This window comes from Mucilaginibacter pallidiroseus (assembly GCF_007846085.1).
Classification (GTDB): Bacteria; Bacteroidota; Bacteroidia; order Sphingobacteriales; family Sphingobacteriaceae; genus Mucilaginibacter; species Mucilaginibacter pallidiroseus.
This window is the reverse complement of the sequence record NZ_VOEJ01000011.1, coordinates 1-16,241: the sequence shown is the minus strand read 5'-3', so window position 1 is coordinate 16,241 and position 16,241 is coordinate 1. Positions and strand designations below refer to the sequence as shown.

At 48.9% G+C, this 16,241-nt stretch carries 17 protein-coding genes; 12 read left to right on the top strand and 5 right to left on the bottom strand.

The window, feature by feature from the left end; all coding sequences use genetic code 11:
- Positions 1-13: 13 nt before the first annotated feature.
- The 9 genes from FPZ43_RS18290 to FPZ43_RS18250 all read left to right on the top strand — a co-directional run bounded on the left by FPZ43_RS18290 (position 14) and on the right by FPZ43_RS18250 (position 9,630).
- On the top strand, positions 14-2,893 hold the full coding sequence (locus FPZ43_RS18290; protein WP_146383379.1) for an efflux RND transporter permease subunit: 2,880 nt from the start codon (positions 14-16) through the stop codon (positions 2,891-2,893).
- A gap of 94 nt (positions 2,894-2,987) precedes the next feature.
- Positions 2,988-3,908 (top strand): AraC family transcriptional regulator, encoded by a 921-nt coding sequence (locus tag FPZ43_RS18285; protein ID WP_146383378.1) that lies wholly within the window; start codon positions 2,988-2,990, stop codon positions 3,906-3,908.
- Between the two features lie 99 nt (positions 3,909-4,007).
- Positions 4,008-4,325 (top strand): hypothetical protein, encoded by a 318-nt coding sequence (locus tag FPZ43_RS18280; RefSeq protein ID WP_146383377.1) that lies wholly within the window; start codon positions 4,008-4,010, stop codon positions 4,323-4,325.
- A 6-nt stretch (positions 4,326-4,331) separates the two neighbouring features.
- Positions 4,332-5,081, top strand: coding sequence for an adenylate/guanylate cyclase domain-containing protein (locus FPZ43_RS18275; RefSeq protein WP_146383376.1), 750 nt, complete (start codon positions 4,332-4,334; stop codon positions 5,079-5,081).
- 42 nt (positions 5,082-5,123) lie between these two features.
- The gene (locus FPZ43_RS18270; RefSeq protein WP_146383375.1) at positions 5,124-5,726 is read left to right on the top strand and encodes an FMN-dependent NADH-azoreductase; all 603 of its coding nucleotides are present in this window, start codon (positions 5,124-5,126) and stop codon (positions 5,724-5,726) included.
- Between the two features lie 215 nt (positions 5,727-5,941).
- Positions 5,942-6,931, top strand: coding sequence for an alpha/beta hydrolase (locus tag FPZ43_RS18265; protein ID WP_146383374.1), 990 nt, complete (start codon positions 5,942-5,944; stop codon positions 6,929-6,931).
- Between the two features lie 209 nt (positions 6,932-7,140).
- On the top strand, positions 7,141-7,647 hold the full coding sequence (locus FPZ43_RS18260; RefSeq protein ID WP_146383373.1) for a hypothetical protein: 507 nt from the start codon (positions 7,141-7,143) through the stop codon (positions 7,645-7,647).
- Positions 7,648-7,736: 89 nt separating this feature from the next.
- Positions 7,737-8,168 (top strand): hypothetical protein, encoded by a 432-nt coding sequence (locus FPZ43_RS18255; RefSeq protein WP_146383372.1) that lies wholly within the window; start codon positions 7,737-7,739, stop codon positions 8,166-8,168.
- Positions 8,169-8,205: 37 nt separating this feature from the next.
- A complete protein-coding gene (locus FPZ43_RS18250; protein WP_146383371.1) occupies positions 8,206-9,630 on the top strand; it encodes an aldehyde dehydrogenase family protein in 1,425 nt (474 codons plus the stop codon).
- Between the two features lie 127 nt (positions 9,631-9,757).
- Here FPZ43_RS18250 and FPZ43_RS18245 read toward each other — a convergent pair whose 3' ends face one another.
- Positions 9,758-10,639: a LysR family transcriptional regulator gene (locus tag FPZ43_RS18245; RefSeq protein WP_146383370.1), complete on the bottom strand. Its 882-nt coding sequence runs from the start codon at positions 10,637-10,639 to the stop codon at positions 9,758-9,760.
- A 76-nt stretch (positions 10,640-10,715) separates the two neighbouring features.
- Here FPZ43_RS18245 and FPZ43_RS18240 point away from each other — a divergent pair, with 76 nt between their 5' ends.
- The 3 genes from FPZ43_RS18240 to FPZ43_RS18230 all read left to right on the top strand — a co-directional run bounded on the left by FPZ43_RS18240 (position 10,716) and on the right by FPZ43_RS18230 (position 12,940).
- A complete protein-coding gene (locus tag FPZ43_RS18240) occupies positions 10,716-11,945 on the top strand; it encodes an MFS transporter (protein ID WP_146383369.1) in 1,230 nt (409 codons plus the stop codon).
- A 38-nt stretch (positions 11,946-11,983) separates the two neighbouring features.
- Positions 11,984-12,463: a GNAT family N-acetyltransferase gene (locus tag FPZ43_RS18235; protein WP_261381138.1), complete on the top strand. Its 480-nt coding sequence runs from the start codon at positions 11,984-11,986 to the stop codon at positions 12,461-12,463.
- 81 nt (positions 12,464-12,544) lie between these two features.
- Positions 12,545-12,940 carry a hypothetical protein gene (locus FPZ43_RS18230; protein ID WP_146383367.1) on the top strand — a complete coding sequence of 132 codons (396 nt, stop codon included), beginning with the start codon at positions 12,545-12,547 and terminating at the stop codon, positions 12,938-12,940.
- A gap of 202 nt (positions 12,941-13,142) precedes the next feature.
- On the opposite strand, the gene FPZ43_RS18225 is transcribed toward FPZ43_RS18230, so the two are convergent.
- The 4 genes from FPZ43_RS18225 to FPZ43_RS18210 all read right to left on the bottom strand — a co-directional run bounded on the left by FPZ43_RS18225 (position 13,143) and on the right by FPZ43_RS18210 (position 16,113).
- Positions 13,143-13,634 (bottom strand): protease, encoded by a 492-nt coding sequence (locus FPZ43_RS18225; RefSeq protein ID WP_146383366.1) that lies wholly within the window; start codon positions 13,632-13,634, stop codon positions 13,143-13,145.
- Positions 13,635-13,870: 236 nt separating this feature from the next.
- The gene (locus FPZ43_RS18220; protein WP_146383365.1) at positions 13,871-14,671 is read right to left on the bottom strand and encodes a helix-turn-helix domain-containing protein; all 801 of its coding nucleotides are present in this window, start codon (positions 14,669-14,671) and stop codon (positions 13,871-13,873) included.
- 47 nt (positions 14,672-14,718) lie between these two features.
- Positions 14,719-15,555: an SDR family oxidoreductase gene (locus tag FPZ43_RS18215; RefSeq protein WP_146383364.1), complete on the bottom strand. Its 837-nt coding sequence runs from the start codon at positions 15,553-15,555 to the stop codon at positions 14,719-14,721.
- Between the two features lie 183 nt (positions 15,556-15,738).
- Positions 15,739-16,113 (bottom strand): phosphoenolpyruvate carboxykinase (ATP), encoded by a 375-nt coding sequence (locus FPZ43_RS18210; protein WP_261381147.1) that lies wholly within the window; start codon positions 16,111-16,113, stop codon positions 15,739-15,741.
- Positions 16,114-16,241: the final 128 nt, after the last annotated feature.

The window sequence follows — 16,241 nt, the reverse complement described above, 5'->3', positions numbered from 1 at the left end:
TAATCTTAAAGTTATGTTTAAAAAATTTATAGAACGGCCCGTACTCTCGACAGTGATCTCTGTTATTCTTGTGATCCTTGGAATACTTGGCCTGTTTAAACTGCCGCTGCAGCAGTTCCCTGACATTGCACCGCCTGCGGTCCTTGTATTTGCAGTATATCCCGGAGCAAATGCGGAAACTATTCTGAGGTCTGTGGCGCCTTCCCTTGAAGAGGCGATTAACGGTGTAGAAGGCATGACTTACATGAGTTCTACCGCAAGTAACGACGGAACGCTGTCGATAACCGTTTATTTTGACCAGGGTGTCGATCCTGACCAGGCTCAGATCAATGTCCAGAACCGGGTGAGCACGGCGCAAAGCCAGCTTCCCGCAGAGGTCCTGCAGCAGGGTATCACCACGATAAAGCAGCGCAACGGCTTTATCTCCGCGATCGGGATCTATTCTACCGACCAGAAGCGCTACGACCAGGCATTCCTTACCAACTATGCACAGATCAATATCATTCCCGAAATAAAAAGGATCCGCGGTATTGCTTCGGTGGTTGTCTTCGGCGGCGTCAGCGATTATGCGATGCGCATATGGCTTAACCCGGGTCAAATGGCGGCTTACCACATCACTCCGGGTGATATTCAGGCGGCGATCCAGGACAAAAATCTCGAAGCCGCACCGGGTAAATTCGGGGAAAGAAGTGATGAGTCCTTTGAATTTGTGATCAAGTACCAAGGAAAGTTCATAACCCCCGAAGAATACGGCAATATTCCTCTCAGAACAAATCCGGACGGGTCAGTTCTCAGGTTGAAGAATGTTGCCCGTTTAGAACTTGGGGCATATTCATATACAAGTACTTCACACGCAAACGGTAATCTGGCAATGGGATTCGGTATCATTCAGCTTGCCGGCTCGAATTCGAATGATATACAGATCGCCCTTGACAACCTGATGCAGAAAGCTTCAAAGAATTTCCCGCAGGGTATTCACTATAATAACTTCTACCGGACCAAGACCTCACTTGATGAATCGATCACCCAGGTAAAGCATACACTTATCGAAGCTTTTGTGCTGGTGTTCATCGTCGTATTCATCTTCCTTCAGGACTTCCGGTCGACACTGATCCCGGCGATCGCCGTCCCTGTCGCAATCCTGGGTACATTCTTCTTTCTGAATTTGCTCGGCTTCTCCATCAACCTGCTTACGCTGTTCGCGCTCGTTCTCGCGATCGGTATCGTTGTGGACGATGCGATCGTCGTGGTAGAAGCAGTCCATTCGAAGATGGAAGAAGAGCATCTGGATGCAGGTTCCGCTACTGTTTCGGCGATGCGTGAAATATCAGGCGCGATCATTTCGATCACCCTGGTGATGGCAGCGGTATTTCTGCCTGTAGGCTTTCTCACAGGTTCAACAGGCATATTCTACAGACAGTTCGCTTTTACGATGGCCATTGCGATCCTGATATCTGCCGTCAATGCGCTGACCCTCAGCCCTGCCCTGGCCGCCCTTTTCCTGAAAGGCGGGCATGAACATGGCGGGCACCCTGTAAAACAGGGATTTGCGGCAAAATTCAACCGGGGATTCAACAGGAGCTTTCAATCGCTTACAGAACGGTATACCGGAGGGTTGCGCTACCTGACCGCCCATAAATGGGTCGCGATAACCGGACTCATCCTGATCACCGCCTTCACCGTGTATCTTGTAAGGACAACCAGAACCGGTTTCATCCCGACCGAGGACCAGGGCTTTATTGCGATATTTGTGTCGACGCCCTCAGGCACTTCTCTTTCAAAGACCAGCAAAGTGATCGCTGATGCGGAGGCAAAACTGCGGGCGGTGCCTTCTGCCCGGTTCGTGTTCTCAGTATCGGGGCTGAATCTGCTGACCAATTCAAGCAGTCCTTCCGCCGGTGTTGTATTCGTTTTGCTGAACGACGATAAAGAACGCGGTGCGGTCAAAGATATCAATGCCATACAGGAAAATATTCGCGGTCAGCTGAGAAGTGTCCCCGGCGGCAGTTTCTTTGTGTTCGAATTCCCGACGGTGCCTGGGTTCAGTAACGTTGAAGCCCTGGATTTTGTACTGCAGGATAAATCCGGCGGCAATCTGGAGCGTTTCAGCACTGTTTCGGGCAAGTTTATAGCAAAGCTGATGCAGAAACCCGCAGTGGCCTATGCACAGCGCCTGACCGCGGCAGCGCTAGTACCGCGATTTGAACAGGAGATCAGTATCACTGAAAATTCACTCAGCGTACTTTGCGGAAAGCTCCCTGAAGCGATCAGCCGGCATCGGACCCTCGACAAGATTATCATGCGGGGAAACCTTTCTGCAGGGGTGCCGCTGGAATTACTTAGCATACGTCCGGAGGTGCGTGCGGCCGAGATCGATGTCGACAGGGCGAATGCGGAGGTCGGTTATAGTAAAGCGCATATGTACCCCAGCCTGACCATAACTGCCGAAGGCGGTTTGAATGCTTTCAGGGCAAGTAACTGGTTCAGCCTCCCTGCCTCGCTTTTTGGTGCTGTCGCGGGCGGGATCACGCAACCGGTATTCCAGCGCAAAGCCCTGAGAACACGGTATGAGATTTCTAAAATAGAAAGAGAAAAATCGATCATCCGATTCCGTCAGCAGGTGCTAACCGCTGTACAGGAAGTATCAGATGCCCTGATCCGTATCAAAAAACTGGACAGGCAACAGGACGTTGTACGGGAGAAAGTCACAGCACTCCGCCTCGCCACCGCAAATGCAAACCTCCTGTTTAAAAATGGCAAAGCCACTTATCTGGAAGTCATTATCGCCCAAAGCAGCGTTCTCCAAAGCGAACTGGACCTCGCCGGCATAGAAAAAGCAGGGCTCGACGCGAGGGTTGACCTTTACCGTTCAGTCGGGGGTGGCTGGCGTTAAAGCGGCTGTCCCTGTACCCGTGCACGCCGGGAGGATGCTCGATCGAGTAAACATCGTTCTACAAAAGAGCTTAAAAAACGTTTAATTTGTACCAATGACCAAACCTCCGCGGATATCGGATATCAGAACTACCGTAAACGCCCACATCACTTTTGAGAACAGGGCTGAAGGATTCGGAATGAACAGCTTCGACATCACAAATTCGATCGAGGAATTCGTTGTTCTGAGTAATGACGGAGCAGTAAAGACCGGGCCTCCCCTTAAGACCGACTTCTTTATTCTCATATTATGTCTTCAGGGTGAGTCGCAGAAAACACTGGGGCCGTTCAGCCTGGATGTCAGGCCGCGGACCATACATCTGGTGTCACCACGATATATCAGTTCCTACCAGGACAAAACGGATGACCTTAAGCTTTACATGCTGCTTTTTAAACCAGAATTCCTCACTGAATCTTTTATCAAGAAGGAACTCATCGAACAGCTTCTGGATACAGGGCCCGACCAGCCGCCCATATTTGAGCTCAATGAGGATAGTTTCCTGCAATTCAAACATCTTTTTGAGCAGATAGACCGGGAAGTAAAGCAAAAGAAAAACTTCAGCAGGCAGGTCATCAGACTCCTGCTTATACAGATCCTGTTTGAGATGAACAGGGCTTGTGAAACATGCCGTTCGACCGCCGTCAGGCAGACGAACAGGCAGCAGGCCATTGTCTTCAATTTCAGGAAACAGGTCGATGAGCATTTTCTTGAAAAGCGTACCGTCCGGGAATATGCAGACATGATCAGCATCTCCCCGAAATATCTGCTTGAAGTTGTAAAAAACGAGACGGGCCAAACTGCTTTGCAGATCATACACAACAGGCTCTACCTTGAGGCCCAGTACCTGCTGAACCTGTCCGGAAAGAGCATCAAGGAGGTTGCCCTGGAACTGGGATTCGCGACAAGTTCGCATTTCAGCAGATTTTTCAGGCAGATGAATGGTAAATCCCCGGTAGAATATCAGCTGGAACGGTAAAATTGGTTCTATTTACCGAAAAACAGGAACGTCCCGCATGCGGGTAACCCTGAACTTTGTTGTGTCCGATAATGGAGCACAAAACAAAGTTAACAGGTTATGATCGCCGCAGCTCAGATTTTCCCGGAAGCCTTTCATGATATCCGTTTCCGGACAGCGGAATTTTTTTCAAATCTGCATACCGGAATGCTGCACGGCATCAGGAAATATGACTCATGCGCAGCCATTGCTGCGGCCCCATTGAATACCGCGCGGTGTGTTCCCGGCATCCCGTCGGATGTGAAATACATCTCATGTTTTTTATTTCAGGCCGGACTGCCTGGCGCCGCCCGGCGAAACAAAGACAGACGGGATAACAGGGTTCATCCGCCAGCGGGAAGAGAACGGACATTCATTTTTAAGAACCGATCAAATTAATTCATTATGGAAACCGGGAATGTTGACACACTGAAGGCGTGTATCAAGCTAAATGACGACCAGATCTTCTGCCCTGACCTTTCATCAGCAGGAGATACTTCCGGGCGGTATCGCCTTGGAAAGGAACAGGAACTTGCGCTTTTATTTTTAGATGTGCGTGACTACACGTCCCTGATGGAAAAAAATAACGGCTATGACGTTCTCTTTGTGGTCCGCCATTTTCTTAATGAGTGCGCTAAGATCTTGAGGTTGCATGGCGGTCAGATCGTTGAAGTTGCTGGTGACAGTATTTATGCTGCGTTCGGAACTCAAACACCGCCTGATGCGGCGGTGCAGTCTGCCCATGCGGCTGCAGTAGCCGTACTGTCCTTACTGGATACTTTTAATTCAAAACATCTAGTGGGAAGCTGCAGGTCCGGGCTGGAGGCCGGCATCGGGATACATAAGGGAAAAGTCGTTGTCGGCTTATCTGATCTGACAGGCAGCGAGCAGGTGACCGTTATGGGCCTGGCAGCAAATGTGGCAGCAAGGATACAGGCGGAAACAAAGACACTGAATAACAATCTTCTCATATCTGCGGATGCCTTTCAACTGCTCCCTGAAAAGGATGACAGGTACAGCGCCGTAGAGCTTGATCTCCGTGGCATATCACAGCGGGTTAAAGTTTATCTCCTGGGAAAGCCGTATAAAACAGATACCAGGGCAGTCCCTCCTGTTGAGCAGGACCTTTCACTCTTCATGGCTATAGCCGGTTAAAATTTTAAAACATCAAATTAAAGCAAATACATTTTAAAAGACATGAAAAATATCCTTCATATCATTTCGAGCCCCCGCGGCGATTCTTCCTTCAGTATTAAACTTGGAAAAGCCATCGTTGAAAAAATTCAAAATGCTTATCCCGGAAGTTCAGTTACTGAATATGACCTTATTTCAAAAAACTTCCCTCATCTTGAAGAACATCACGTCAGATCTTTCTACACACCTGCGGAACAAAGAAGCCCGGAAGCGACAGAAGCACTAGCCCACTCTGACGAAGCGATCAGTGCGATACGAAATGCAGATTACATTGTTATCGGCGCCCCTCTTTATAATTTCGGCATACATTCATCACTAAAAGCATGGATCGACCACATTACCCGGATCGGCGAGACCTTTAATTACACGGAGAATGGACCTGAAGGCTTAATCCACGGCAAAAAAGTATATATCGCGATGTCCTCGGGGGGTGTTTATTCTCACGGAGAAGCAACCGGGTTCGATTTTGTCAGCCCCTATCTGAAAACGATACTGGGCTTCCTCGGTCTTACCGATGTAAGTGTATTCCGTATCGAAGGCACTGCTATTGAGGGCATTAAAGAAACCGCGGTTGAAAAAGGAATAGACAGTATCGTTATCAGCTGACCATATTCCCCTTTCTGATGCATAGGCTGTCTTTCCGGAGACAGCCTTATTTTGTCATAAAGTTTTTTCCCGTCAACCGAGAATATTGACATTTATCAATGATTCGGATAAATAGGCTGCCTAATTTTACATTATCTGCTCCGGGCAGGTGCGATCACGGTTAAATTAATTTTGGCTGATCACCAGGCAAATACCTATCTAAAAGCTACACGAACATGACAACAAAGCAAACTCCCGTTGCGGTCTCGGAAGATCCCGCTATTTCAAAATCAACTAAAGACTTTCTGGCTGCACTGAACGGTCCCGGCGGCCCCGGATTGGAAACCCTTTCACCGGAGGAAGCCCGTGAAGTGCTTGTTCAGGCCCAGAAATCGGTAGAAGTCGATTATTCCGGGATCAAAGAAAGTGAACTGGATATCAGTGCAGGTGGGTATCAGATCAGGCTGAACATCGTAAAGCCTGAAAAAACAGGTGACACGCTGATCCCCGCTTTCATATTTATCCATGGCGGCGGCTGGGTGCTGGGTGATTACCCGACGCACAAAAGAATGGTCCGTGACCTTGTGGTTTTATCCGGAGCCGCCGGCGTGTTCGTTGATTATACCCCTTCACCGGAGGCGAAATATCCGCAGGCCATCGATGAGATCTACGCAGCCTCAAAATGGGTAGCGGAAAACGGCGCCTCTATAGGAGTCGACGGGAAAAACCTTGCTATCGTGGGTAACAGTGTCGGCGGTAACATGACTGCCGTCACGGCTATCAAGGCAAAGGAAAACGGCGGTCCGCTGTTTAAGGTCCAGATACTGATGTGGCCTGTAACAGATGCCACCTTCGACTGGGATTCTTATCAGCTTTACGGAAAGGACAGATTCCTGACAACCCCGCTGATGCAATGGATGTTTGACAACTATACGCAGGACCCGGCACAGCGTAAGGAGATCTATCTTTCGCCTCTGAATGCCACACCTGAACAATTGAAAGGCTTGCCACCCGCGCTGATACAGGTTGCCGAAGCTGATATCCTGAGAGACCAGGGTGAGGCCTACGGCCGTCTGCTGGACGAAGCGAACGTACCATGCACAACGATCAGGTATAATGGAATGATCCATGATTTCGGCTTACTGAACCCGCTGGCAGATCTTCCGCAGGTAAGATCTCTTTTTGTTCACGCTGCTGCGGAGCTAAAAAAGTTTCTGGGTGTTTAGTTTATGTGTGACCCGTCCGTGAAGTGCGGGCGGGTCTTCTTCATGTAACGCGGGCCACCCGGCCCCTCTTTATATAACATAAACGTGCGGCGTATCAACCGCATGTTTATCGGAGATGAACCGGTCCTGTACCTGACAGCATATGCCGTCAGTAAACATCTGCCAATTCATAATCTATGTCGTCTGAGTATTATTGCTGTTCCTTTAATATGTTTCGGATCGATCCGCCGGGTCACAGCGGAGACAGCGCGGTCGGGATATGCTCGGTGTGCTGTATTTTCTGCTGTACCGGACATGGAAAACGGGATCATGATACGCCGGAATTTATCTGCCTGCTGTGCATGCCTCCGAAGCTTATTGCCAGTGCGCTGATTACCTCCCGGTTAGCCAACCCTTACCTGCTGGAGGGCCATCGTGACCTGATGGAACTCGCAGAACGTTTTAACAGAACCTATTATCTGTCCCTTAAAGAATTCCGGGAAAGGATGCCCGATCTGTACTTTCTTACGGAACAGATCGGCAAAACCGTGATCCGTTATGAAAAAAATACGGGTGCGGAAGCTGGAAACAGTTACGCCGCGGTCTTTCGTGACCTTGATGACGAATCCTGGTTGCTTGTCCGTGCAGCAGCAGTTCTTTTAAAACAAACAGCAAACCGGCTGTATCTCAACCGGCTGCCGGGATATCTCCAATACCTGTACGAAATGACAGGCTGAGTATGATCTCAGCAGGCCGCTTCGGACAAGCCCGAAACAAAAGCAACCGTGATATCAGAAACCTTAAATCAACTATTATAATTTTATCGATGAAAACCATTAAATTCCTTCTATACTACCTGTTCATTACCAATGTGCTTATCGGCATATGGGCACTGTTTTTCGCCTACTCATTTTACGAAAACTTTCCGGGATTCGGATTCCACTGGATCAGTATCTTCGGCCCCTACAATGATCACCTGGTCAGGGATGTCGGCGCATATTTCATTGCGATGGGCAGCCTGCCCATGTACGCTATCATCAAACCGGAGGAGAACAGGATACAGGTGGCCGCCTATGTGTCACTTATTTTCGGTATCCCCCACCTCGTATATCATCTGATGATGATGGGTATGTTTCCTACGCTTGCTGATAAGATCGTTGGCGTGACATCTCTTTCACTGCCTGTACTCTTCCCTGCCATCATTCTGCGGTTGCTCAGAAATATCAAACGCGGCGCGCCCTATTCCTTTTCACTGTAATTCCAGGAACCGAAACAGTAACCTTAATAAAATAAAAATGAAAGCTATAACTGAAATCGATCAGATATTCATCAATGGAAAGTTCGTAACACCGAACGGAACCGGTATACAGGACCTCTTCGATCCATCCACAGCGAAGATCATCGGCCGGGTCAGGTTAGGCGATGCAACAGATGTCAATCAGGCGGTCAGTGCCGCAAAAGCGGCATTCAGGCTATACTCAGTTTATACCGTCGGACAGAGGAAATTGATACTTGAGAAAATATACCATGCCATATCAGCAAACCAGGATAAACTGAATGAAGCGGCGGTGGCCGAATACGGTTCGCCGCTGACCGCAACGAAATTCAGGACAAGCCTTGCCGCACAGTTTTTCCTGGATGCCAGCCATGCGCTTGATGAGATCGAATTTGAAAAGAAGCTCGATAAAGCTGTCATCATCAAAGAGCCTGTAGGTGTGGTTGCTGCCGTTACGCCGTGGAATGCCGATTATATCCATATGTGTGGCAAGATCGCCCCTGCTCTGGCGGCAGGCTGTACGGTCGTGATCAAACCCAGCGAATTCAATGCGATCGAAACGCAGCTTCTTACAGAATGTTTCCGGGATGCCGGTATTCCCGACGGACTGATCAACATCGTTAATGGAACAGGTGCGGTGGTTGGAAGCGCCCTTTCCTCGCATCCCGACGTCGCCCTGGTCTCTTTTACGGGTTCTACCCAGACAGGAAAAACGATATTCAGATCCGCGGCAGACACAGTTAAAAGGCTGGTGCTTGAACTTGGCGGCAAATCGCCGAATATCCTCCTGGATGACTGTGATTTCGAGGCAGCAGTCCCAAGGGCGCTGCTTATCGCATTCAGCAACAGCGGACAGGCATGCCACGCAGGAACGAGGCTGATCGTACCGGAAAATAAGCTTCCGCTGGTCTCTGAATTGCTCACAGATGCAGTAAACAAACTGAAGATCGGGGATCTGTTTGCAGAAGATGCGCAGATCGGTCCGATGATCAATGCCCAGCAGTACCAGCGGGTACAGTCTTATATACAGAAAGGCATCGATGAGGGTGCGACATTACTCGCCGGCGGCCCGGGACATCCCGATGGTCTGGAAGGGTTCTATGTCCGTCCCACTGTTTTCACGAATGTAAGCAGTGACATGAGCATTGCAAGGGAAGAGATATTCGGTCCGGTGCTGTCGGTGCTGACCTATTGCAGTGAATACGAAGCGGTCAGCATTGCGAACGACTCGATATATGGCCTTTCCGCCTATATCAGCAGCGCCGATACGGAACGGGCGAAACAACTTGCAAAAAAGATCGAATCGGGCAGGGTTATCATTAATTCCGTGGTCAACTCCGAGCCGAAAACGCCCTTCGGCGGGTTTAAGCAATCAGGAATAGGCCGGACGGGCTGGACTTACGGGATCGAGATGCATCTGGAACCGAAAGTGATCGCCTTTTGATGCGTTGCCAGGGGATCTTGTTTTTATATGAAAAGAATTCCGCAGTTCTCTGCGGAATTCTTTTTTTTAGTCCAATTTAACCGCTGCAAGTCCGGCAATCAATGACCTAAACGGCCACCGCTAACGGCTATGTAAGTTCCGGGAGCTGCCTTCGCAACTGGGCGGCAAATTCCTTCGCGGCTTTTTTTTCATAAGCACCGGACAGCCTGACAAATGCAGCCTTTCTCACCAGGTTTTTCTCTTTGATGGGGATCGTGTGCAGCGGACCGTTGCGTACCGTTACTTCCACCATTATACTATACCAGCGTCCCGTTCTGACAAGATCGAGGACAGCAGAGATATCATTGATCTCCATTTTAAAATCAGATTTCAGCCGGTGCTTTTGGAACAGGCGCAAAAAATAGTGGTCAGCGCTGTGCTCTTTAGTGGCAATAGCCAGCGGCAGCGCGGCGATATCTTTTAATGACACGGTTTTATTTCCCTTAAAATGCGAATCATCGGCACAGACCAGGGCCATGGGCGAACTAAAAAGTGTATCGTAGGCCAGTGACTCATGCTCAGTTTCCCCGAAAAATATAAGCGCGAGATCCAGCTCGTACGACCGTACTTTTTCCATCAGCTCATCGGAGGTCCCGAATACTGCACGGACGCTGATCCCCGGAAATCTTTCACTGAATTTGATCAGGACAGCAGTAAACAGGTTTCTGAGTCCGTAGGTCACGCCTATTTTAAGTGTGCCGGTGTGCATATCGCTGAGATCTTTCAGCAGAACGGCCCCGTCATTTGCCTTTTTCAGGCTCTCTGCAGCGAACTGATAAAACAACTCGCCGGCCTCTGTTACGGTTATCCGCTTACCGAAACGGTCGAACAGCAAAACCCCGAGCTCATCTTCCAGCTGCTTCACCTGCTGGGAGAGGGTACTCTGCGTAATATTCAGACTTCTGGACGCTTCCGTGAAGCTGCCCAGGTCTTTTGTCCTAACAAAATAGCGCAATTGCCTAAGTTCCATACTTATCGTTTTTACCGATACCAAGCATCGAAAAATACCATTTTGCTAATATAGCAGATTGCCGGAAATTTGTAAAATGAAAACGATCAGTTTATCGTCGAAGGAAGCTACAGCTTCGTTATTTACAAACCTGGGGCTGGGTGCCGGGCAAATATTGCTCTGGGGGGGATCCTACTTTATACTGTCTGTACTCTCAAAACCAATCATGGCTGAAACGGGCTGGACCTACCAGATGGTCTACGGAGCCCTATCCTTTTCACTGGTCATTTCAGGCCTGGTGGTCCCTTTCGTAGGCCGGATGATACAATCTCTGCAGCACAACCATCTATTCAGGTATACCGGACTGGTGATGGCGGCCGGTTTACTGATCATGGGATCAGCGCGCAACTACCCGACTTATATACTGGCATGGGCGATAACCGGCCTCGCAATGGGTATGGGCCTGTATGACGCCCTATTTGCTTCTATCGGAAAATATTTCGGTAAGAGCACAAGGAACATGATCGTTAAGGTCACCCTGATCTCCAGCCTGGCACCGACCATCTCCTGGCTGATCACCTCTTACCTGCTTGAGAATTTAGGATGGCGCGATACCTGTTTCGTATACGCGGCCATTCTCGGTCTGGGTATACTGCCGCTCCACTTTTTTGTATTTCCGCAGGTGTCACCACCAGCTGCTGAGAACAGCAAAAGTAAAGAAGCGGACGCGGCAGGTCCTGAACCAAAACTGTTCCTCCTGCTCATCAGCAGCTTTACACTGGGTGCGGTGCTTACTACCGGTATTATCATCAATCTTATCGATATACTTACCCGGAAAGATAATACGATGGCTTCATCCCTGATGATCATCTCATTTCTCGGTCCGAGTCAGGCGGGCGTCCGCCTGCTCGAACTGATCATGCCGCCGGCAACGCCGCTGAAGATGTCCGTCATATCGGCTCTGGCGATGCTCGCGGGTCTGATCTTACTGATGGTCAGCAATAGCCTTGCGATCCCGGGCGTCATTCTTTTCGGGATGGGTAACGGAATGCGTTCCGTGGTGCGGGGGACGCTGCCACTGTCTCTTTTCGGAGAAAGCAGCTATGCGGTGCTGATCGGGAAACTCGGCCGCTGGCCGCTCATAGCGCAGGCAGTCACGCCGGTCATCGCGGGCTTTATCATGCAGAAATTCAACAGCATGTATTTCCTCGGTGTATTCCTCATTATAGCATTGGTCAACGTTTTGATCTCAGTGGTCATTTACGGAACAGTAAAAAAAACGCACTTGAGCGTCCCCCCCTTACGACAAATTCAAAAAACGATATGAACTGCGAATTCAGACAGGCAAGACCGGCCGACATGGAAATGATCTGGACAATAATCGATTATGCGATCCGTAAAAGAAAGGCTGAAGGCAGCGATCAGTGGCAGGACGGCTATCCTAATCCTCAGGTAATCGAAAACGATATCATGCAAAATGCAGGTTTCGTGCTGGTGCAGGACGGATCGATCGCTGCATATGCCGCGATCGTTAAAAATCAGGAACCGGCTTACGAAAAAATACAGGGCAAATGGCTGACAGACGGCGATTTCCTGGTTGTACACCGGATCGCCGTTTCATCAGAACACGGAGGCGGGGGTATTGCCGGAAAGATCATGGGCTTTGCTGAAGCCATGGCACTCAGACAGGGTATATACAGTGTAAAGGCAGATACAAACTACGACAATGCTGCCATGCTAAGGACATTCGACAAAAGAGGTTATAAATATTGCGGTGAGATCCAGATTCGCGGGCAATTCAGAATGGCATTTGAAAAAGAGCTTGCATATATTCATGGAAGTTGATTTTTCAACAAACCTGTTATTTTCAACATCTCTGGCGATTGATAAGAAGTGCTTATATTTTTAAGGCGAGGATACTTCCCTATGCCTGACCATTACGAACTTTCGGATTTCGTTTCGTTTGAAAAAAACAACAGCGCTGGTTATAAAGGCCGGTGCTCGCCACTGCAGGAAGCAAATATCTATCGCTGGCTGAAAGCGCAGGGCTTCGGTATCAGTGCGCAGGATGATGAGCTGCTGATCTTCCGCCGTATAGGTGAAGAGATCCGCCCGGCCTCTGTGATCAGCATGAAGCGAAACTTCCTGAACTTCCTGGAGACTGCAAGGTTCACCGGCCTCGGAAATGGTATAGACCGGAACAACCTGATCAACTGGTTTTACGACACTCCGCCTTTAAAAAGAAACGAATGCTTCCTTAGCTGCTTAAAAGAAGATCTGAGCACGGAGGAGTCTTTTCTCATGCGTGCGACCTGCGCATAAAACTTTTACAGTCCTCATTGATTTGCCGTGAGTTCAGCACGCTGTGATCAAAATAATTTCGGGATAAGGGTTTGGAAAAGAAGCCAGACCCGAAAATTGCAAGTCAGCCGGCATTCCCCGTGCAGAACTTTTGGTGACAGGAAAATGCTGTATGTCTGATCATATTCTTCCCCTATCCTGTCATGCTTCTTAAATTGCCGGCCTACAGCAGCAGGGTCACTTTGTTACCCTCCTTAAGACCGCTTACGCCGCCGCCTGTATACCTGACCGTATACCGGTGTGCGGAAAGCTCGTACTTATCCGCGAGACTGATCATCGTTTTGACACTGCTGTGCGCAGGAACAATCGTATAAGCCGAAGCGGGGGGCGGCATCACCCGTCTTGCCATAGCGCCCCTGAATGCTGCTTCCTCCCCTTTTTCATCCGTGATCACGAAATATTTACCGATGGCAGGCTCAAAGGGTGTTTCCCACTTACAGAAATGTAAAGGCTTGTTTGTCGGGTTCGTCACGGTAAACAATAACATGGCGCTCCCTTTGCTGCTGCTATTCCCGGGCTGAAGACGGACTTCGAGCTTTTGCGCTTCAATGGTGTAGGACTGTTCATTTTTTGCATCGCCGGCGGTCTTTTGCGTGTGACAAGCTGATAAAACGATAACTGCTGCGATGAATGAAATATAAATCTGACGTATCATAATTTTTTCTTTTTAAGAAGATCAGAACTGATGATGTTTTAAACGGATAAATCAATTATCAGGCCTGACCTTACTGGAAGTGTTACGTGAGCAACTGCGGGGATGAGACAGCTCTTACGGGCGTTATGTTTAAAAGGGTGATTCCCAGTTAGTAAATTTGATATTTAAAAACCGGAGCGGAGGATCGCAGCCAGATAAAATTACTGAAAGATGATGCCCCGGGGAACCTGCACGCTTTATACCTTTGACGGCGGCAGACCGTAAGCCCGCCGGAAGGCATACGTAAAATGCGACAGGTCTTCAAACCCAAGATCATTATAGATCTCGGTAGGGCGTTTCCCTTCTTCCTTAATAAGGTAATATGCCTGCTTCAAGCGCCGCTGAACAAGCCAGCGGCCCGGTGAAGTATCGAATATCTTTTTAAAATCCCGTTTGAATGTAGCAATGCTCCTGCCCGTCAGGAAGGCGAACCTTCCTATATCTACTTTAAAATGATAGTTCTTCTGCATAAAGCTTTCCAGGTCTGACTTACCCGGCTCGCTGAAATCGAACAGGATATCCTTAAGCTCGGGATTGACCTTCAGGATGATCAGCAAAGCCTCTTTTACTTTCAGTTCCAGCAATTTTAAATCATGCTCATGATCGGCCTGCAGGTACGGGACGAGTGAACCGATCAGATCACGGTAAGCCTTGTGCGCGGGAAGCTTGATACAGGTATCCCCGGAGGCCCTGCCGGACGAGGTGTAGCCGTACTCCGCACTGAACTTCCTGAGCATTTCTTCATCAAAAAATATTGCCAGTGTTTTGAAAGCCCCGCCGGGCGGGGCTTTCTTTTCATATTTGGCCAGCTTTTTACCAACTGAAAACCTGAAATCACCTTCTTCAAAGTAATATTTCTTTGACCCGTCATAAACGGTCATCGAACCTGACTCCTGAAAACTAAAGGTATGGGCAGCGATGAACTGCTCACCCCTGTTCGATGAACTGAAATAACAGGCATGCACGATCGGAGGAAGTGAACTTTTAACCTTTTTCATCAGACTGGGTTATGATTGCTGCAGTTGACTGCAAAGATAGCCGAAGATCATTCCGGTAGGTATTTTAAGAAGCCATTTCTGATAGAATCTACATAATTCTGATCATTCATTTTTTCACGTGCATCCATCCGCGCCTGAAAATCTTCGTTGCCGATCGAATATCTGAGGGTATCGGTCCCGTCCGTCACCGCCTGGTAAATAACTGCTGCAACTTCAGTCCCTTTTACCAGTTCAAAATTCCGGATATCCTGAAACATTTTTGATGCGGCAGAGATAAACGGGTCATAATCGGCAATCTTATTATTTTCCGAATTCGCCTGGTTGCTGACCGCACTGAAATTTGTGGAAGCCCCACCCGGTTCGACAATCTTGACTCTGATGTTCAGACTGCCCAACTCGTATGACAATGCTTCTGAAAAACCTTCAAGCGCGAATTTTGATGCGGCATAAAGCGAGATCAGCGGAAGCGTGAATTTTCCTGCGCCTGAGCTGATGTTAAGGATCGTCCCGGCTTTCCTTTCCCGGAAATGCGGTAAAATCGTTCGGATGGTATTCATGACGCCGAAAACGTTGACATCGAACTGTTCCCGAATCTTTTCTTCTTTTGTTGCTTCGAATATGCCGAACTGCCCGTAACCGGCATTATTGATCAGCACATCAATATGTCCGAACTTGTCGATACCGGTTGCTATTGCTGAAGTGATACTGTCCTGGTCCTGTACATCGAGTCTTGTGATGAATATATTGTCCAGGGCGTTAAGTTCGTTTTCCTTTTCGGGGCTGCGCATGGTTGCCACAACTTGCCAGCCCTTAGCTGCAAATAATTTTGCGGTTTCCTTACCTATACCTGATGAGGCTCCGGTGATCAAGATTACTTTTTCCATTTTATATTTATGCTTATTAATAAAACAAAATTCAGCAAACCCGCGGTCATAAATTGTGTTCAGAAGCTCAAATCAATGTGTTCAAAAGCTCATATTCGAAAAAAATTGTTTCAGGAAGTAGATCAAAAGACAGCATCACTGTGTCAGGCATACAAATGCAGCGACCATAACAACGGTTCCGGTCTACGCGAGCGGACGTGCTTCGGAGTTCTGGCAGATCAGCCTGTTCTCTGCAAACTTATGCGCAAGACTTTCCGCTGCAAGGTCGTAAGCCAAGGGATCGGACCAGTTTGCTGAAGGGTCCAGAATGGAGGGATCAACGCCCGGACAGCTCACAGGCATGCGAAGGCCAAATACATGGTGCGGCCGGTACATTACTTTATCAAGTTCCCCGGCTAATACTGCGCGGACGAACGCCCTGGTATCTGCGAGATCGATGCGATGCCCCGTGCCGTATGGCCCGCTCGTCCAGCCGGTGTTGATCAGCCATATATCGGGCTGATGGGCATCGATGCGTTCCATCAGCATATCTGCGTAGTATTCTTTAGGCAAAGGCAGGAAGGGCGTGGATAAAACGCACCAAATTGACCCCTATCGGCCTATCCAAAAAGGCCCCCTTTGCCAGTTGAAAGTGACCACGTTCGCCAAAGCAAAGTGACCCCTCTTGCCAGACGAAAGTGACCCCT